This is a genomic window from Pedobacter cryoconitis (assembly GCF_003259615.1).
Taxonomy (GTDB): domain Bacteria; phylum Bacteroidota; class Bacteroidia; order Sphingobacteriales; family Sphingobacteriaceae; genus Pedobacter; species Pedobacter cryoconitis.
Window position 1 is genome coordinate 43296 of record NZ_QLLR01000030.1, and the last position, 19246, is coordinate 62541.

Genomic DNA, 19246 nt, shown 5'->3' on the forward strand with positions numbered 1-19246 from the left:
CTATTATCAGTTTGCCCGGCTATTTTCAGTTTGCCCGGTCTGCTTATTTTGATAAACAGAGTTTTTCAGTCTCCCAAAAGTATAACTTGCAATAAGTCTGAAATAATTTGTATGGAGAGTCCGGTCAAAATAAATATCTGTTTGTCCTACTCCATAATTTCCCGCAGTATTTGATTTGTGAAAAATATCATTTGCAATTAACCTCCCTTTCAACGAGTTATGAAAGAAATTCTTTTCCAGACCTAAAGTAATTGTAGACCTGCTTTTATTATAATAAAGCCCATAATACCGATCACCCACATACCAGGCAAGCACTTGAACCTTAAACAGCTCACGTACATTAAAAGTATTATTTGAGTACAAATATACCTGCGGTCTTGGCGTTACGGTCACAAAAGAAAACTGATGATCAATTGATTTACTATAACTCAAATTAACCGTATTTACAGTTGTCCACCATTTGGTATTGAAAGAGGCCGACAAGGAGGTAAACCAGGTATGGTCGCGTTCCAGATTAATTGCTTTTAAGACATAACTATTTGGTTTTTCACCTCTTAAAGCCGCCGCACTTAAAGGATTTAACGTGTAATTATAACCCGCTTTCAGGTCAAATATTTTATAATTGGCCCCTAGTTCAAAAGCGTGTACTTTTTCCGGAATCAGGTTAGGATTCCCCTCTATACTGGTAAAAGGGTCCTGATAAATTACAAAAGGATTCAATGCCTGGTACCTCGGTCTTGTTATTTTTGAGGTATAAGCGGCACGTAGTTTAAGATCCTCTGAGATATTTCTCTGGATGAACAGGTTAGGGAAAAAATTAAAATACTTATTTTCAACTACTTGTCCACCACCCACAGTAGTTTTCAAGCTATAATCCGTCCATTCTCCCCTGATCCCAAATCCATATTTTGTCTGTTTATCCATAGCGTCACTATAGTTAAAATAGGCAGCAGGTATACGCTCGGTATAATTGAAATCACTGGACAAATCCTTAGCTAAAGTAAAGTCCTCCCCATTTTCAGCAACCAGAAATTTTGTACCTGATGAGGTATGGGCATAGCTGAATTTAGTACCCACTTCTAGTTTGCGGTTAGCATTGAACGCCTTCGCATAATCTAATTGCGTGCTTGAAATCGTGATTTGATGCTGCACATCATTCTTTAGCAATCGATAGGTATTGTTATCATTTACAGTATTGGTTTCTGAAATCAGATCATGAATAGTCGTGTTAAAGTGTGAATATTGACTTCCTGCAAAAAGCACCGATCCCAGTGTATCCAGAATTTTATTATAATTTAAAGTCAGCGAGTGATTATGCCTGGCCTCATCTTTAGCAATATTGCTGGTATAAAAACTGGAACCCTGATTTGATATGATCTTATTTTTACTGTGCTGACTTCCGCCCAAATCCTCAAGATTGCCACTATATCCCAGGGAAATATTCTGTTGCGGGTTCTTATTGTATTGGATTCCAAAACCAAAGTTCGAAAAGTTATTGTATTTACGTTTCCAATCTGTCGTTAATTCAGACTTTAAATAATCCTGCTGAGCCGGCCTGGTCCTGGTTGTATATAAGATCTCCCTGCTTTTTCCAGTTAAAAGTCCATAATTACCTGTCATGGAGAATTTGCCTTTAGCAGAGCTTAAATCCAGTAAAGTGTTCGCGTCGGCACCTGCAAATTTTGAGGCACTAACCTGCTGAATGGCAGAGCCGAAAACCCCCTCCATGGTATTAGATTTCATTACAATATTAATTACGGCTTTTCCCTCTGCGTCGTATTTCGAGGATGGGTTAGTTATGATCTCAATCTTTGAAATTTGCGAAATCGGGATAGAGGCCATTCTTTCTGTCGTAATTTGTGTACCATTCAGGTAAATAATAGCGTCTCCTTTACCGAATATGGAAATCCTCCCTTCGTTGACGATCACATTCGGAGCCTTTGATAAAATTTCATTGACTGAACTACTGCCAGCCAAAATGGTGCTGGCTACATTGACCTCCATATTTCCATTAGGGTTTGATTTGATTAATGGGGTCTGGCTCCTGATCTGGATTTCGTTAAGCTGCATCCTGGTGTCTCTGATTATAATACTCCCCAGGTTAATGAGCGCTTGCCCCTGATACTTTACGTGTATGATGGTATCCGCAAATAATAAAGAGGTAAATTTCAGTAAGACTTCTTTATGCTGTAGGTCTGAAATTTCAAAGTTACCATTGCTAAAACTGGTTCCTTTAAGAAGAGTGGAGTCATTGACAGCCAACACGGCTATATTCCCTATCAATGCGTCCTGGTTTATACTTTTAACGTGACCTGAAATGGAAATGATATGCTGGGCTTTAAGCCTTGCCGGAAAAAAATTGAGTACAGTAAAACTGACTGCTAAAAGAAAAAAGAGCTTCATGGATTTTTAACGATTGAATTTGTTTCAAGGCGAAAGTCCAAAAGAAATCGTATCCAGAGGTGCTATAAACAGGAATCAGGAGTACGGATTTATAAATCCATACTTCATGCGCTATTGTTTCAGCATACTTTGCTGATAATTTAAGGGGGTAGTATTGGTTTGTTTTTTGAAGGCAGCAAAGAAGGTGGATTTAGAGTTAAACCCTACTTCATAACCGATAGATTCGAGGGTAAGCCTGTCATCCGTACTGATAATTTTGCAAGCTTCTTTTATTCTGAATTCATTAACGAATGTGGTGAAGTTCTTCCCAAGATTATCATTTAATAATTGTGATAACTGGTGACTGGAAATGTTAATTCCTTTTGATAGATCACTTAGTTTGAGGTCAGGATTCTTATAAAATTCGTTTTCAAGCATTATTTTTTCGAGCTTCCTGATCAGAATTTCTGCGTCTGCTTCATTTACTCTTTTAACAGGCGGTTTATTTGGTGTCAGCAGGAATAAATCATCTGTTTTCTTTCGGTACAGGATGACAGAAATGATCAGGTATAAGATGAAAGAGAAAACAACTGCTCCACTGATATAAGAGGTAAAAGGTGCATTGATAAGTGCAAGGAAATAAAAGATAAAGATGATAGCATTACTAATAAAGATCATTAAAAGCCATGTTTCGGGCGCAGTCATTGGAGATTCTTTCAGCAGCAGCTTTTTAAACATTCCTTTGAGTAAAAATCCGGCAGAAAGCAGGTAAATGAGCCATTGTGTATAAATTGCCCATACGAAATAATGGGTCCAGAGCACCGGGTAATCCTGGTATGGAAATCTTATCCCTGCTGTTATAATGAGCGTAAACAGTAGTGCAAGACTCCAGGTCCAGCTGCGTTTGAGTGTACCGATTTGCCCTGTAGCAGATCTCAGAAAATAATAAAGAAATGGACCGATGAAAAAACAGGCAGAAAGACCAACTTGCAGATAAATTTTAGGAAGACTTCCATTAAAATGCAGGAAAACGGATTTTCCGACCCGTACACTCAGAACAAACAGCAAAGCACCTAAAAAATAATTCGTCAGATACTTTTTCCGCGTAAAGAAGAAAAAATAAACGCCAAGAATCAATGCGTTGAAAGTACCCAAAGCACTGAAAAAGAATAAGAGTCCCTGGCTGACGTTCATATATAAACTATTTAATCTTTAGTCCTGTTAAATATTAATTTTCCAATTTAAACTACAGCGTGTAATTTCATGAAAAATAAGGAATATTAAGATTCAATTATATATTTTTAATTGATAATTTAGTTAAACCAGCTTATAGATACTACTGACTTCATTGAACGGTCGCCAGTAAATCATGTGGATAGCCTAAAATAACAGCACTCAGCTGATCGAGTTGAATGATATGATCAGGACTTAATTCAACAGATGTAGCTTTTAAACCAGCATTGATATGATCAATTGTACGTGCCCCGATTATTGGGAAACCACCTTTTGATAAAATCCAGGCTAAAGCGACCTGACCAGGTTCAACATGAAGTTCATTTGCAATGACAAAGAGTTGATCGATTATTATTGTTGTGAGCTCATTTTCCTGGTAATCCGAAGCTTGATTAAGCTTCATACGTCCGGTTTCACCTTTACGATACTTTCCTGTCAACAGACCACCTGCTAATGGCGAATACATCATGGTAGCTAAACCAAATTGAGCAGCCATAGGAATGAATTCACGATCAGCAGTGCGCTGCAATAAGTTATATTCCAGCTGAATGGCAGTTAAATGTGAGGAATTCGCAATGGCAGCTGTCTTCCAGGCGGGAAAGTTTGCCAAACCAGTATACAGGATTTTTCCGGAACTCACCAAGTCTTCAAGCCCTCTTATAATTTCATCAAAAGGAGTTACGCCATCATCGAAATGTGGCATATAAATATCTATGTAATCAGTTTTCAGGCGTTTCAAACTTAATTCTACACCTTGTTTCATTGCCTTACGGTGATTTCCGGAATTACTGATGGCCGGTTTGGATTCGCTACTTCGCGTATATTTAGTGGAAATGATAAAATTACTCCGCTGATGTTCAATAAATTTTCCGACCAGCTCTTCAGATTCACCAAATTGATAAGTATCGGCAGTATCTATAAAGTTACCTCCGGCATCTGCATAAGCAGCCAATATCTGCTTTGCATCTTCAGGTTTTGCGCCGTACCCTTTTCGTGTTCCAAGCATGGAGGCACCTAATATGAGTTCACTAGCATATAATCCTGTGTTTTTTCCAAATAACTTATATTTCATGATTTTGATTTTATGTTGTTGATTTATGTTGTTGATTTATGTTGTTGATTTATGTTGTAAAATTCATCATACGAGCCATAAGATACAAGTACGGCTAAATTCAGCTATAGCTAATAGTATATTTGTATGACCTATATTTGAGCCTTAAATCAATTTGCTGTGTACGAAAAAAAGATTCCAGTTTCACTGGATTGCGGATTACACTTGTTCATGGAAGTGATCAATGGAAAATGGAAGATCAATCTGATCTGGTGTATTTATTCAGGTATTAAACGCCCTGGAGAGTTACAGCGAAAAATACCTAAAGCATCCAGAAGGGTTTTAGATACGCAGCTGAAACAGCTAACCGATCATGGTATCATTTCTAAAATTACTTATCATGAAAGTATTTTAAAAGTGGAATATGAATTGACTCCTTTGGGGAAAACATTAATACCTGCGATTGGTTTTGCCGCCCAGTGGGGAGAAGATCATCGCGCAGCATTAGAAAAAGTGATAAAATCGCAGGAATGATTACCTCTTAATCTTCATTTTTACTGCGAGAATGTGTTTACACAAACCTCTGTTATTTTGATGCGTAGTAAACCAGTTGCAGGTACATTGAAAAACATCATCTTTCTTTCCCGATACATCTTTCTTTCCCAAAATTGTATGTATTACACCAGAACTTCCTTTGACCTGCGCTTTGATGCTATTTTGGTCCTGCACTAAAATCTCAATATCCCCCTGATTAACAAGCTTAATAGCATTTTGAATTCTTGGATTCAAGCTTTTAAGCCGTGATAATCTAAAAGGCAGCTTTCTGTAAAAATAAGAATTGGTATATAAATCATACCCCAGTAAGCCAATGCTTGAAAGCGAGGCCTGCAAATTATCCATGGTTGTAAATTGAAGGTCATTTGCTATAGAAATAAGTGTTGGCTGAAAGATTTCATTTGTCTTGAACAAATGATTAATATCAGTTATCAATTCATCCGGTAGTTCACTTGTCAGATTTTCAAGATTCTTCCCTTCTCCAGAAAATCCTCTGTAAACACTATCAGATAATAAGAATAACATACGAATATCTTTAAAATCTAAAGTAATCGCGGTACTTTGCTGATCCTGACTCTGATAAAAAGAAATACTATCAATAAACATTAATAAATTTTCGATCAGACTAAGCCGGTGTATACCTCCAATTCTGACACTATCAGGTTTTTGCTGTGTAGAAAAACTATAGGCATTTCCCGATTTCACGAGAAAATAATCTCCTTTAACAGGTGTCTTTGGCAAAGCCCGGAACAATTGTATAGCCTGGATTTTATCAAGTTTAAAAATCAAATTCATTTGAGATAAATAAACTTGCACATTTCCCAATCCTTTGATCCACCGATCTGGCAAACTTACTTTCTTTTCTGTAGTTGCTGCGTTTTCAGTGATGACCTGCATGTCTTTGGACCCCACAGCAATCAACAGTTTTTCATTTCTTCCAACCGTATTGAAAGCTCTTATTGTTGCATCATTAAAGTCTACATTGGTACATCCTGGTTGAATAAATTCGCCATCAATCCCTTCTTTTAGTATATCTATCCTTGCATATATACTATTGCAGGAGGAAAATGCTTCAAAATGCAACTGTTCATTCCCTACAGAAACAATAGGATCACGCAGGCTAATCCGCTGATCAGGAGTAATTGCAAAATGAGCACGAACAGTTTTCGCCAGTGTGCTTAAGCATTTTGAAGCGATAAATGAATTGATAATATTTCCATAAAAAAAACAAGGTACATAATTATCTTTCTCTACCTCTGAACAGTGGGACAGGATAAAAGATTTATCATTTCCTTTAATTGTTATGGTAGAGGCACTTTTATAACGATATTCAAAATCCGGGATCATTTGCCTTTCAATTTTGCTAAAGTGAGGGTATCAATTTCTTTACTAAGAGATTTTGACCAATCTATATAGTAAGCAATTATCTTTTTGCTGTTAGCAGGTATTTTATTGACATCAAAATGCTGAATACAGCTTTCTAAAACAAGCAGCTGAAATTCTTTAATTTTTATGGAGCCCACAGGCTTATCAAAATATTCTATTAATCTATTGACAGGAGAAAAATTCAGTGCAACCAACCTCCCTATTATTGTGGCTAAAAAGGCTAAATTCTGCTTTTTATTTAAAATTGAGAACTCAATATACTCAGCAGCAAGATCTCTGGAAATTTTCTTTTCAAATAATAGACAGACTGCAATGTAAAGCCATCCGCTATGATATATCCTTAATTGATGATTTAGCAAAAATTGAAGCGGATATAAACAATCTTCCAGTTCAGCAACTTCATTTCCACTGGAGGTATCAGGAATATACCTGCATAACAAAGCTTCTAAGTATTGAGGTGTCAAGCTCATCTGATAAGGGATCTCTTCTCTATAACCTGTTTTAAAAGGAGCCAGATTATAAAAAAGCGTGGGATAAGATGTTGTTCTCTTTTGATAAAACCAGGCACTATTCCAATTATCTTCTAATGCTAAACGATACCAGGTAGCATATTCATTTTTATCGATCTCCACGCTAAAGTCAAGATTAAAAGGTTTGCAAACAGTCGGATATGCTTTAGCGCTGGTACTTTCGAATCGATCGAAATTAGAAGACGGGTGTTTTATTCTCGCAATCTGCGTCCAAAGGGGTAATAAGTCATTTGTTGGTTTAAGTTCATCCGAGATACCCAGAGCGTAGTGAATAGCATCTGCATAATTTCCTTTTAATGTTTTGGCTAACCGGATACTTTCTTCGTTGACAAAACTATAAAGCAGTCTATTACATGCCACAACCAGATCTTCAGGTTCAATCTTTATGTTTTGGGCCTCATATTGAAGCAAACGTTGGATAAGGATTTCCGGGTGAATGTAAAATGGAACATGTGTAGGGGTAGAAAGAAATGGTATTTTAAGCTTAGAAATTAAATTCCCTGAGAATGAAGTATTAGATGCCGAATTACCGGAAGCTAATTTTTGCTGCATCCATAGGGACTTATGTTTTAAAAACGGGACCGACTCTTCACTCCTTTCGTTAACAATAGCCTTTTTATTGATCCAGTAATCCATAAAATCAGCAAAACAAGTCATGACTTCATTTCCCCAGAACTTATTAAAAAGTTGTTTACCATAGGGTTTAAGTTGCTTTTCAAAGCCGGAAGGGATTATATCCTGCAGCTGATTCAATCCTTCAAAAAACAAGTCAATATCTAACGCAGATTTCGTTCTGATACAGGCACCAATTTGGAAAAGTAGCTCTTCCCAGGTAGATGGGATATTGACCGGAACAAGTAGTAGATCTTGTTCAGCTTTATGCCTGGCAATTTCTGATTCATGGGTGTCAATTTTAGATTCATAATTTTCCGTTTCTGTTCCAAGATTAGCACTTTCCGATCCGTGATTGCCAGTTCCTGTTCCTTGATTACCAGTTTTTGTTTCTTGGTTGCCAGTTCCTATTCCTTGATTTCCACTTTCCGGGTTCATATTTACTACTGAATTATTCAGACCAAGAATAGATTTAGGTTTCCCTTTCAGATTATCATGATAAGGTTGAACGAGTTCATTTAAAAGTTCCTTAGCAATATATTTCACCAGCATCAGGGCCGTTTTTTCCTGAATTTTAAGATCAGGCTGTATTAATAATAAGCTTAGTTCTTCAGCAATGCTTTTATCTTTATAATCAGGTTTTGATAATATAGAATCTACTATTTCCAGACTGATCAAAATTGATTTCTCACATTTCTCTTTTGAAAAAATAACAGGAATATTAGCTAAAAACCCGGCATGATCGAAGTCTTCATCTTTGTATAACAAATGAATTTGTTTGACAGCAAAATTTATCAAACCCGTGCTGCCAGTATTGAGTAAAGAAAACAGAAGATTTTGATGAAGTAAGTATTCTCCTTTACTGGTTTTTAACAGTTCCAATAGCCGGGTATGCCAATCAAGATGTGGTTTTTTCCAATTGTTTAACAATGATTCCATCAGCTGCTGAATAAGAAGCCGATCAAATACGTACCCCTTTTCCAAAAGAAGCTGAAATATTTCTGTCCAGAATTCAGTCACTCTTTTACAGACAGTCCCATTTGGTGTTTCCCATTTAGAAGTGTCCAGAACAGGGATTTCATATTTATAAAACTGAAGGAAAACCTTGGTCAATACTTCTGGGTTGTCCCATAAATAATCAGCATCTTCCCGGGTATTTCTTTTGAACATAGGAATTGTAAAGAGTGCCCTGACAAACAACTCTTCATCAAACTTGATTAACCCATGTTTATACAACTCCCATAATACAGTAAAATCTAATGTATGCAGATAAGCAATTGTCTGAGTACGTTCCTGCACAGTTAAAGCCTTATAATAATTTAAAACCTCCTGCCAATTCTTATCCTTTATAAACTGTTTTATTACATCCATATTTTTCTTTCTTAATCATTGGGGTTATTCCAGATTATCACAGATAATATCCGATAATCAGAAATAGCATAATAATAATTATCCCCAATTTCTTACCTGATTATTATTCAACTGCACCTAAAGCGATTAAGTCATTAAACCCTTCTATATTTTTAAAAGATTTTGCACGCTCCAGAGCCGACATTTCAACAGATTTTGAATTAATATCTGCTCCTTTATTGATCAGATATTCAAAGATATTCCGCTTTCCCCAGCCTCCAAGGAAAGCAAGTGCATTTACAGGTACTTCTGCCCCATTTTCAACCAGGTATTTAATCAATAATACATTCTCAGTATCAAAAGCACGCGTTAAAATAGTTTGGGTGGTATAAAAGCCAATCTGCCAGTGCTCTTCTATATATCCTCTGTTAACTTCTGCACCCGCCTCTACAGCCTTTTGAATTTTCGGAAGCTCCATTGTCGTCACTCCATCATTCAACAGATTTTGAAGAGCTATAGCCCTATTCAATGGGAAAGCAATGTTATCCCAGGTCAGTTGATCTTTTGATATTAATATTTCATTCAGTTTATCTTTAATTTCGCCCTCAGTTTTATACACTGGTATTAAAGTATAAATTGTTATCATTTCTTCTGCATCATTCAAACCTTCCTCCTGATGAGGGTTTTCATTCCAATTATAGTTGACACAAACTAAACCCTCAAGCTCTTGCTCCCATGAAAGCTTATTCCATGGTGCTTTATTACGATCGAGAAAAAGACCTTCGGTAATTTTAAATGCCGACTTTTTACGTTCAAGTTTTATAGTCAGCTCTTTTAATAAGTCAACCATAAAGGTTTCTTCTATAAATTGAGAAGTAACAAAGCGCCTTATCTCCCACTCTTTTGGTAAACAAAGACACAATTCTATATTTTGAAGTTCAAATAGTCCGGTAGTAAACAGCAATTTCAGATCGGTATCTTTTACTTCACATTGGTCGATAAAAATTTCATACTGAGCGCTTAAAGCTATAGGTGGAGCCTGTATAAGTTTTCCAGTTGTACTGGCAAAAAAACTGCTGATCGGATTGATTTCCTTAGCCTCCAGATTATATACATATTCTTTCCGGCTTATCTTCAGGGCTTTATTCATTATTGGTGAGCTTTTAAAGGTCGGTTATAAACAATGCGGAAGATAATCAAATAAAGATATTACCGGATAGGTTAAACATTATTCTTTGACTAGAAAAGTAAAGGATTCTTTGAGGAATGGTTATTGGCTTTAGAAACCATATAAATACGCATTAATGAATATTATTAGGCTGATAATTTATAAAAAATTTTTATGTTTGTTGTCTAATACAAAAGATATGAAAGATAACACAATAACAGCCCTTTTAGGTTTTTTCTACATTGGAGTATGGGTATTTATTACTTTGGGAGTTTTATATTGTTCATAGTTATATAACATTACTGGCTATAAAACTTATAGCAATACTTGATTATCCTTGCAAATCCCTTATTTGCAGGGATTTTTTTTGTTCTTAAATTCGGATTGTAACAAAATTTATAAATATTGATCTTATACATATCACCTCTTAATTGAGGCAGAAACGATGAAAATAGTATATTAACCTCTCCTTACAAAATGAACTTCAAACTGCTTACAGTCACGCTCCTGATTTCCGGAATGCTAATCCCTGATTTATCTAAGGCACAGAATTCTGATCAGCCAGATAGTATTGATGTATTTATCACACAAAAAATGCAGCAACAGCACATTCCTGCGTTACAACTGGCCATAGTCCGTCACGGAAAACTGATCAAACAAAAAACTTATGGAACGGCCAATCTGGAAAATTCTATTGCTGCAACAGATCAAAGCATCTTCTCTATCAACTCAATTACCAAAGCTTTTTCTGGAGTTGCAGTGATGCAATTGGCGGAGGAAGGGAAACTAAAAATCACCGACCCTATTTCACTTTATATAGACAGCTTGCCGGTGTCCTGGCAGGGAATAACTTTACAGCAGGTATTAACCAATACATCAGGCTTACCAGATATTCTTGATGAGAATGAACAGGTATTGGAAAATGCGAATGAGAGCCGCGCGTGGGAAAAAGTAAAAACATTACCTCTGGAATTTAATGCTGGCGACAGATTCAGTTATAACCAGACTGGTTATGTTATTATTGGAAAAATCATTACTAAGCTAAGTGGTGTACATTTCACAAAGTTTATAGAAGACAGGCAGTTTAAAGTGGCCGGAATGCAGTTAACAAGGTTTGGCGATTCGTATGATGTGGTTCAAAACTCTGCGGGTGCCTATACAATGAATAAATTTATTAACGGCCGGATGGTGAGAGGTAAAAGTCCCGGCACTGCCTATATACAGTTTCCTGTGTTTTTCAGAACAGCCGCGGGAATTTTATCGACTTCAAAGGATATGGCACAATGGATCATCGCCCTGCAGAGTGGGAAACTATTAAAAGATAAAACCAGTATAGACGCATTATGGACAGCAGCAGTATTAAATAATGGAAAAATAGGCGGGTTTAATCAGCTGACTAATGGCTATGCCCTGGGATGGCCAACGGTAACCAGAGCGGATCATCCTGCTGTTGGCCCGGTAGGTGGCGGCAGATCTGCTTTGTTCGTCTACCTGAAGGATGATCTTTCTATAGTAGTACTAACTAATTTATTAGGCGCTAATCCGGAAAGGTTTATTGATGAAATAGGCGCATACTATATTCCCGATATGCACGAAGCAAATGGCTTTGGTTTATCTCCGGTTATTCAAAAGTTAAGGACAGCATTAATGAAGCAGGGTTTTGATAAATCAGTTGCCGTAATGGCCGGGCTCAAAAAGAAAGATCCGGCGTTTTCTCCTGGAGAAGATGAACTCAATGGCTGGGGATATAAATTGTTAAGCCAGAAGGAAATAGCCAAGGCTTTGGCAATTCTTAAATTGAATTCGATCCTTTACCCTGAAAGTGCAAATACACATGATAGTTTAGGAGAAATTCTTGAAATCACGGGCGATTATAAAGCAGCTCTTCTGAGTTATAAAAAATCATTAGCCCTGAATCCTAAGAACACTAATGCTTCAAATCGTATTAAAGCGCTTTCCGGCAGTTAAAACAAATAGTTTAGTCAAACAGATAACCAGAAAGACGTTAATCAAATAATTAAACAGGCCTCACAGCAATGTGGGGCTTTGCTTATTTAATCGCTTTACAATCCATGGCAAACTTAATCCTTGCCCAATCAGTGTAAACAGTACTACGGCTACTGAAATAAATATAATAGCATTACGCTGAGGAAAAGGGCTTCCATCAGCTAAGCTGCGTAAAACCTTAAAATAATAAATAACCTATACAATCTTCATTAAGGCCTGCTAATAATTTATACTGATCATCTGCTATAGAAATGATCACAATATCGTCATCAGAATTAGCTTCAAATTGTCCGTCAGCAATCTTTTCCTGAAGATATTCCGCTTTATTGTACAAGATTGATAGCTTACATTTTTCATAAAAAGGTCTTAGCTCCTTTGCGCAAAAGCCAATACATTCAATCTTCCGGGTCGTTAAATTATGGACAATATGCTGTAGTAGCTGTTGTCCGTATCCCCTATTTTTAGTTACAGAAACAAGACCAACCAGCTCACAAATATTGTATACAGAATGATTCAACTCTATTTTAAAGTCAAAATTAATCCGTGTCAAACAATATATGCCGGAATTTTCATCCCGCAAAAGATGAAACTCGGAACCGGAAAATTTCTCTTTAAATTCCTCCACGGTTAAAGTGTTCCATTCCCGCTCTTCCCAATAGTTGAGGATTACCGCTATTTCTAAGGGAGAAAGCTCATCAGCAGGTTTAATTTCATAAGTAAGTTTCATTTATTCTTTCAGCCCTTTAAGCAGTGCATAAATAGCCATCGAATGTCCATGCCCCAACTCAAATTCTTCTTTTAACCAGCTTACAATCTGCCCGGCTTTGACCTCTGGTTTAAGTTTCCCATTTTCAGAAAACCCTTTTTGGTCGGCAAGTTGTTTCAATTCGTCAGGTCCTTTACCTGTTTTCTTTTTAATAGTGTCGAGATATGCTTGAAATGACATAAAATTATATTTGTTACGACAAGATAGGATTTATAGCGCAGCAAAAAAAGACAAACTATCTCTATCGGTATGCGCATCAAAGCGATAAATTATTGTAAAGATTCAGACAAAAGACATTATACAGGAAAGACTTTATTTTAATTATTAACAATAATATCCATCATAATAAATTAAATTAATCGCATATTAGATCGTTTTTATTAAAAAGATGAAAACAGAAATATTAGAACGATCTATACCCATGAAAAAAACAGTACTATTTAGTCTCTTCCTTTTAATAGGAATGAGCACCACATTTGCTCAGAATCAGGACATTAAAGAATTATACTTTGAGTATACGCAGTCCAGGATGAATGAAGATCAAAAGGCAGTTACGATTGAAAAAGCATCTTCCTTATTGAGCCGTTCCACCGAATTGAATGACAAACAAGTTGCCAATGTTAGTTTCCACCTGGCCAGAATATATGAGTCCATGGGCAAACCTGAAAAAGCCGAGCCTCTTTATGAAAAAGTGACTAAACTTGTTCCGGGTTATTATGTAACTTATTCTGCGTTGGGATTTATCAATTTAAAGAAATGTGATACTTTAGGGCGTAAGGTAACCGAGGCTGCAAAGCTTAAAAATGCAGAATTAAATGCGGCTGCTTTTAAAGCCTATAAAATTCAGGTACTGAAAACTATTCCCTATTTTGAAAAATCTGAGGCTTGTGAAACAGATGAAAGAACTTTAGGTATCCTGACTTCACTTTATAAAAGCATCAAAGACACGACTTCATTAGCTAGTCTTCCTGAACGTAAGGCTCTGCTTGGAAAAGATTGTGTTTCTTTACTGGACGACGAATAGTTTAAGGAATAAAAGTATAGCTTAAGATTTCTGGTTATTTAGTCAATGACATGTTTAATTTTGGAAATGATAGGCTGAACATTAAGCAGTGCAGCCCTGGAATGAGGAGGAAAGAAGAAGAACAAACTAAAATAGCAAATGCCCCCAATTCATATAAATTGGGGGCATTTTAGCAGGGTAAAGATTCCCTTTTTCTAAATGGTTACTTTCCTCCTTTACTTCTTTTCAAAGCCTCTAAATAATAGTAATCCGCATAAATAATGGGTACATCTATTTCAGATTTCGCAGGTTTATGACCAGTGCTGTGTGCTAAAATAAAGCCATCATTTGTTCCGGCACTGCTTGTGTAATTTTTAATCAGGCTATTCAGAATCAGATCTGCTGTTTTTCTATAGCTTTTACCTTCTTTACTATAACCGCTTAATTCATACAAACCTGAGGCGGTAATCGCTGCTGCAGACGCATCTTTTGGTGAATTTGGAATTTGAGGGTCGTTAAAGTCCCAATAAGGTACTTTGTCGGCAGGCATTGTCGGGTTAGTCAGAATAAATTTAGCAATACCTTCTGCTTGTTTTAAATAAGCAATATCTTTTGTTTCACGATAGCATAAAGTATAACCGTATAAAGCCCATGCTTGTCCTCTTGCCCATGCAGAAGGGTCGCTATAGCCCTGAGCGGTTCCTTTCCACTTCACAGCACCTGTTGCCGGGTCATAATCAACTACATGGTAAGAGCTGTAATCTTTTCTGAAATGGTTTTTAAGAGTCGTATTGGCATGACTCACTGCAATTTTATAAAACGAAGAGTCTCCGGTCAGTTTAGTCGCTTCAAATAACAATTCCAGGTTCATCATATTGTCGATAATTACAGGAAACTGCCATTTATCAGCGTTATGATCCCAGGAGCGGATCACTCCTGCTACCGGGTTAAATCTTTTAGAAAGACTTTTTGCCGCTTGTATAATAACTGATTTATAGCTTGTATCGTTGGTTAAACGGTAACCGTTACCATAACTGCAATACACCATAAATCCTAAATCGTGCGTTCCGGTATTGAACTGTTGCGGTGCTAGTTTTTGAGTGAATTCTTTAGCTGGTTCTAACCATTTTGGATCTTTGGTTAACTCATATAGATACCATAACATCCCGGAAAAGAAACCGCTTGTCCAGTCTTTCCCAATCACTAGTTTCAATTGATTATTTTCGAGCGTACGTGGCGCAATAAACTTTGGTTCTGCTGCGATGACCTTTACTGAGTTTTTAAGCAATAGTTCAACTTGCTTTTCGGCAGGAACGAGTGCTTTGGCTACATTTACATTTTGTGCCTGAACGGCGCTTCCTGCAGAGAGGCACAGCAAGGCGACCAGTGTTAAGTTTCTTTTCAATTTCATATTATTTCGCTTAGTTAGTATTGATTGGTGCTTGTTTATTGAACAGGTTTACATCCAGATTAATGGGTGGCGGATAGGCAGATTTCTGATTACTTCTACTACTTGCGGGTTATGGTCTAGTTTTTTCCACGTTGCATACCAGTTTTCTTCCTGATAGGCATTTGCTCCGAATAAAAGAAAGGGTTGTGCAACTGGCAAGTTTTCCCAATACATCACATCCGGCTTCAGGCTCCATTTACTTTTATCAGCAATAAAAGGATATAAATAGGAAATTCCAAGTTTTATAGATTTGCCATCTGCTGTTTCATATTTCCAGAGATTGTCTTCTGGTGTAGATAAAATCTGACAAAGGATAGTCATTGCGTCCAGGTTAAAGATTGCATATCCGTAAGGTTTAGTCCTTGCCATTTCCAGTGGAAAACTGCCATCAGCTCCCATTTGATTGGGTAAAAGTACGGTTTTATAACGCACCCGCATAGAATCCAGCATTGGCTGATCATTGCATAATTTAGCAAATGACGCAACCTGAATTGCCCAGCAGGTGGCATGATTATTTTTTACCATTTTTTCCTGAATTCCGGGTTTACTGGTATTCAACCAAACAGTATAAGCTGAAAACCATCCTTTTACCGCTGCCGCAGTTTGCTCGTCAAATACGCTGGCTTTTTCCATAACGATCATTCCTTGTGCTACTTCCATCAAATGAATCGTATCAATGATGCCATAGTTACGCCCGGTAAATTTCCCTTTAACTGCCTGCGCAAAATTAAGGTTCGGGTTCATTAAGGTTTCAGGGTTTACAAACCATGCTTTAAGATGGCTGATGGCCTGGGTAACATATTTCTCGTCTCCGGTTAGTTTATAGGCAGAAGCAAGTGCTCCGATCACTTTACTTAAACGAAGCATCGCTTTGCGGTGTTCTACAAAGTTATCGGGGTTGGTTAATCCATCCCGGTTAATGTAAGGACCTTCAGGATTTTGAGGGTCCGGCCAGAAATAATCTGCTTCAGAAAAGAAATCGTGTTTACCGCCTGCACTTCTGGGCGAGGAAGCCTCGGTTATAGTAACCGGTTTCTGGGTCATCGCCCAGGCAGCTTCTGCAAGAATTTGTTTCCGCAGCAAAGTGGAAGCAGCTTTTGTTATCCCATCCTTTTGAGGTGGGCCGGGCACATTTTCGGCAGATGGATCAAATGTTCGCTGAACAGGTTGTACATCCTGATAGTCAGCGGTAAATACCGCCGGGCTTATGTAAATAACAGCAGCCGATAAAACAGAGAATATTACTTTCATAATTAAATTAGTGGGTTTAATTTCATTTGTTCAGGCTTCTTAAAGATTCGTAAAAGCAGCTGGTAAACCATCTGACTGGACAGCAACGACACTTTTTCCTTTATTTAATTTCACTTTGATAATTGCACGTCCGTTATAAGCTTGTACTTTTCTTGATCCTGATGAGGTTCCTAAATCGTCTATAAGTTTACCTTCTCCTGCTAAAGAAAAGTTAATCCAGTTGACAGCATCCAGGCATTGTACATCTTTATCGTCATATAACTTCACTTCTACGGTTGCTATATCATCTTGCTGGTCAATTTTAGTCAGGGTCAGTTTTACTGGTTTAGTCCATTTTTCAGTTTGATAATAGAACTTAATCTCATCTTTCACTGTTGCTTTCCCTTTTTTAGCAATCACAGTTACCACATTTTCTCCTTTCACAAATGGAAGATTCCAGCGCAAGCCGGCAGCAGGAAAATCCTGACTATCTCTTTTCTTAACGCCAAAGCTTTTACCATTCAAAAATAGCTCAGCTTCTGTACAGTTGGAATAGACTTTGACCATTTTTTCTTCGCCCGGTTCTCCCCATCTTACTGGCCAGGTATGCCCGTAAATATGCACCATCGGCTGCTTCGTCCAATAAGACTGAAAAACATAAAAAGCTTCTTTTTTAGTCAAATCTCTTTCTACAACACCTTTCTGGTTCATGTAAGGCACCGGATTATCTGGTCTTACTGGCGTAGAAAAATCTTTAAAGGGCCAATACGCAGTACCACTTAACCAAGGCATGGTTTCCTGCTCTTTCAAATGCCAGTCTACCAGGTTAACCAGGTAAGATTCACTCCAATCTCCGTCCTTTGAAATCCGGGCCGCACCACCAAATAAGGAAGCGTCTCCTGCCCGTTCGTCAGCGCCAAGTCCGGTTTTTATTTTACTTAATGCTTTATCAGGGTTCTCAGAATGACGCATGGCATGGCTGTCCCCACCCCATTCTACGTGGATAAAGCGCTTTACTTTTTTAAATTCTTCTTCAGAAACGGCTTTGTAATCGGTATAGTTACCACGGTACCAGCCTGCCCAGATGGAAGGTGAATAAACATCTACAATATCGCTGCAGAAATCGCATCGCCTGATGGCTGTTAAACGGGAATTATCCAATTGATGAGAAAGATCATTTAGTTCTTTCATGAAAACCCTGATTTTTTGCTTGTCAAATTCAGGAAAGTCACCTGGCCAGTCATTTTCATTTCCCATTCCCCAGAGAATAACTGAAGCGTGGTTATAATGTTGTTCGATCATGTTGGTGAGCATCCGGCGGGCCTGTTCTTTGTAAACATCCCCTCCTAAACCTCCACGGCACCAGGGAATTTCTTCCCACACCATAATTCCAAGGCTATCACATAGATTTAAAACAATGCGGGATTGCTGATAATGTGCCAGACGGATGAAATTAATGCCCATATCTTTCATCATGACCATTTCTTCCCGAATCGTATTTTCTGTCATTGCAGCTGCTACTCCTGCGTGATCTTCATGGCGATGCGTTCCTCTAAGTAATAAACGTTTTCCGTTCAGCAGGAAAGGTCCTTTTTCAACAAACTCAAAGTTTCTGAAGCCGACTTTTTCTATTCCTTTAGCTATACCAGCGGAGGAATGGATTTCATATTGCAGGGTATACAATAAGGGCCGATCTGTTGACCACAATACAGGTTTTTTCACCTGGAGTTCCCATAACCCAGTATCATTTGATAAGCTATTTAATTGCTTTTCTGTTTTGGCGACAACCTTACCTGCGGGATCAACCAATTTCAGTACAACATTTGCTGCACTGATGCCTATTGGGTTATAGAACCTGGTGCTCACCGTGAGTTTACCAGATTTTCCGGCTGCATCAACTTCAGCTTTAGCAAAGAGTTTATCAGCTGAAAGAGCCGGAGTATAAACCAGATTCAAATAGCGATAAATCCCTCCATAAACATTAAAATCGGAAAGATCTGAGGGTATCATTTCCAGATCTCTTGAATTATCGGTACGAACGGAAACCGGGATTTTACCTTTGAATTGTTTTCGGTAAACTTCCGTTTTTTTGAAAGCTTCAATGGCATCCGTAACGTCAACCATCCATTCATCATAGCCACCTACATGTGAGCCGACTTTTGTCGTATAAACATAAACTTCTGTTTTCTGCCCCGCGCCTTCAAAATGTAGTAACGTACGTCCTTTTTGATAAGGATTATTGACATCAATAGTAGTACGGTACCACGATGGCCCCTGGTAATAATTCACATCAGGATCAACGGCATCGGTAGCGTTGACACAATGAGGTAAGGTGACTGATTGCCAAAGTGGTACACTCTCCGGGTTTCCTTTACCCACCGGGCGAACGGCCTCCCAGATTCCACCTAAGTCTTGTTTTACAAATTCCCAATTCTGATTTAAACGTTTTGATTCCTGTGCCTCTGCCGGACGAAGTCCAAGCAGAGCTCCAAGAATAACTAACACACAAAAATATCTGATCAT

Annotated in this window: 14 protein-coding genes; 3 read left to right on the top strand and 11 right to left on the bottom strand. The window is 37.7% G+C overall.

Going from position 1 to position 19246, the window contains the following annotated elements; genetic code table 11:
* Positions 1-6: 6 nt before the first annotated feature.
* The 3 genes from LY11_RS21665 to LY11_RS21675 form a co-directional block, all read right to left on the bottom strand.
* A complete protein-coding gene (locus LY11_RS21665) occupies positions 7-2403 on the bottom strand; it encodes a TonB-dependent receptor domain-containing protein (protein WP_111635720.1) in 2397 nt (798 codons plus the stop codon).
* Between the two features lie 111 nt (positions 2404-2514).
* Positions 2515-3576, bottom strand: coding sequence for a helix-turn-helix domain-containing protein (locus LY11_RS21670; protein ID WP_111635721.1), 1062 nt, complete (start codon positions 3574-3576; stop codon positions 2515-2517).
* Positions 3577-3727: 151 nt separating this feature from the next.
* Positions 3728-4687: an aldo/keto reductase gene (locus LY11_RS21675; protein WP_111635722.1), complete on the bottom strand. Its 960-nt coding sequence runs from the start codon at positions 4685-4687 to the stop codon at positions 3728-3730.
* A gap of 159 nt (positions 4688-4846) precedes the next feature.
* Between LY11_RS21675 and LY11_RS21680 the strand changes: the two genes are divergently transcribed.
* Positions 4847-5200 (top strand): winged helix-turn-helix transcriptional regulator, encoded by a 354-nt coding sequence (locus LY11_RS21680; protein ID WP_111635723.1) that lies wholly within the window; start codon positions 4847-4849, stop codon positions 5198-5200.
* Here LY11_RS21680 and LY11_RS21685 read toward each other — a convergent pair whose 3' ends face one another.
* The 3 genes from LY11_RS21685 to LY11_RS21695 form a co-directional block, all read right to left on the bottom strand.
* On the bottom strand, positions 5201-6568 hold the full coding sequence (locus LY11_RS21685) for an SWIM zinc finger family protein (protein WP_211321626.1): 1368 nt from the start codon (positions 6566-6568) through the stop codon (positions 5201-5203). It lies immediately after the preceding gene.
* Positions 6565-9120 carry a DUF6493 family protein gene (locus tag LY11_RS21690; RefSeq protein ID WP_111635724.1) on the bottom strand — a complete coding sequence of 852 codons (2556 nt, stop codon included), beginning with the start codon at positions 9118-9120 and terminating at the stop codon, positions 6565-6567. Before LY11_RS21690 ends, LY11_RS21685 begins: the two co-directional genes overlap by 4 nt.
* A 103-nt stretch (positions 9121-9223) precedes the next feature.
* Positions 9224-10249, bottom strand: coding sequence for a hypothetical protein (locus LY11_RS21695; protein ID WP_111635725.1), 1026 nt, complete (start codon positions 10247-10249; stop codon positions 9224-9226).
* A gap of 495 nt (positions 10250-10744) precedes the next feature.
* On the opposite strand from LY11_RS21695, the gene LY11_RS21700 reads away from it, so the two are divergent.
* Positions 10745-12235 carry a serine hydrolase domain-containing protein gene (locus LY11_RS21700; RefSeq protein ID WP_211321627.1) on the top strand — a complete coding sequence of 497 codons (1491 nt, stop codon included), beginning with the start codon at positions 10745-10747 and terminating at the stop codon, positions 12233-12235.
* A gap of 217 nt (positions 12236-12452) precedes the next feature.
* Here the strand turns inward: LY11_RS21700 and LY11_RS21705 are convergent, their stop codons facing one another.
* The gene (locus LY11_RS21705; RefSeq protein WP_111635726.1) at positions 12453-13001 is read right to left on the bottom strand and encodes an N-acetyltransferase; all 549 of its coding nucleotides are present in this window, start codon (positions 12999-13001) and stop codon (positions 12453-12455) included.
* A complete protein-coding gene (locus tag LY11_RS21710; protein WP_111635727.1) occupies positions 13002-13220 on the bottom strand; it encodes a DUF4287 domain-containing protein in 219 nt (72 codons plus the stop codon). It abuts the gene before it with no gap.
* Positions 13221-13461: 241 nt separating this feature from the next.
* Here LY11_RS21710 and LY11_RS21715 point away from each other — a divergent pair, with 241 nt between their 5' ends.
* The gene (locus tag LY11_RS21715) at positions 13462-14064 is read left to right on the top strand and encodes a tetratricopeptide repeat protein (protein ID WP_146610890.1); all 603 of its coding nucleotides are present in this window, start codon (positions 13462-13464) and stop codon (positions 14062-14064) included.
* Between the two features lie 202 nt (positions 14065-14266).
* On the opposite strand, the gene LY11_RS21720 is transcribed toward LY11_RS21715, so the two are convergent.
* Genes LY11_RS21720 through LY11_RS21730 form a run of 3 tightly spaced genes read right to left on the bottom strand, consistent with a single transcriptional unit; the run spans position 14267 to position 19246 of the window.
* Positions 14267-15454, bottom strand: a complete 1188-nt coding sequence (locus tag LY11_RS21720; protein ID WP_111635729.1) for a glycoside hydrolase family 88 protein — start codon at positions 15452-15454, stop codon at positions 14267-14269.
* A 48-nt stretch (positions 15455-15502) separates the two neighbouring features.
* On the bottom strand, positions 15503-16744 hold the full coding sequence (locus tag LY11_RS21725; RefSeq protein WP_111635730.1) for an alginate lyase family protein: 1242 nt from the start codon (positions 16742-16744) through the stop codon (positions 15503-15505).
* 39 nt (positions 16745-16783) lie between these two features.
* Positions 16784-19246, bottom strand: a complete 2463-nt coding sequence (locus LY11_RS21730) for a glycoside hydrolase family 2 TIM barrel-domain containing protein (RefSeq protein WP_111635744.1) — start codon at positions 19244-19246, stop codon at positions 16784-16786.

Coding starts and splice junctions, on each gene's coding strand:
- LY11_RS21665 (WP_111635720.1), bottom strand. CDS start 2,403: ATGAAGCTCTTTTTTCTTTTAGCAGTCAGTTTTACTGTACTCAATTTT.
- LY11_RS21670 (WP_111635721.1), bottom strand. CDS start 3,576: ATGAACGTCAGCCAGGGACTCTTATTCTTTTTCAGTGCTTTGGGTACT.
- LY11_RS21675 (WP_111635722.1), bottom strand. CDS start 4,687: ATGAAATATAAGTTATTTGGAAAAAACACAGGATTATATGCTAGTGAA.
- LY11_RS21685 (WP_211321626.1), bottom strand. CDS start 6,568: ATGATCCCGGATTTTGAATATCGTTATAAAAGTGCCTCTACCATAACA.
- LY11_RS21690 (WP_111635724.1), bottom strand. CDS start 9,120: ATGGATGTAATAAAACAGTTTATAAAGGATAAGAATTGGCAGGAGGTT.
- LY11_RS21695 (WP_111635725.1), bottom strand. CDS start 10,249: ATGAATAAAGCCCTGAAGATAAGCCGGAAAGAATATGTATATAATCTG.
- LY11_RS21700 (WP_211321627.1), top strand. CDS start 10,745: ATGAACTTCAAACTGCTTACAGTCACGCTCCTGATTTCCGGAATGCTA.
- LY11_RS21705 (WP_111635726.1), bottom strand. CDS start 13,001: ATGAAACTTACTTATGAAATTAAACCTGCTGATGAGCTTTCTCCCTTA.
- LY11_RS21710 (WP_111635727.1), bottom strand. CDS start 13,220: ATGTCATTTCAAGCATATCTCGACACTATTAAAAAGAAAACAGGTAAA.
- LY11_RS21715 (WP_146610890.1), top strand. CDS start 13,462: ATGAAAAAAACAGTACTATTTAGTCTCTTCCTTTTAATAGGAATGAGC.
- LY11_RS21720 (WP_111635729.1), bottom strand. CDS start 15,454: ATGAAATTGAAAAGAAACTTAACACTGGTCGCCTTGCTGTGCCTCTCT.
- LY11_RS21725 (WP_111635730.1), bottom strand. CDS start 16,744: ATGAAAGTAATATTCTCTGTTTTATCGGCTGCTGTTATTTACATAAGC.
- LY11_RS21730 (WP_111635744.1), bottom strand. CDS start 19,246: ATGATCAGATATTTTTGTGTGTTAGTTATTCTTGGAGCTCTGCTTGGA.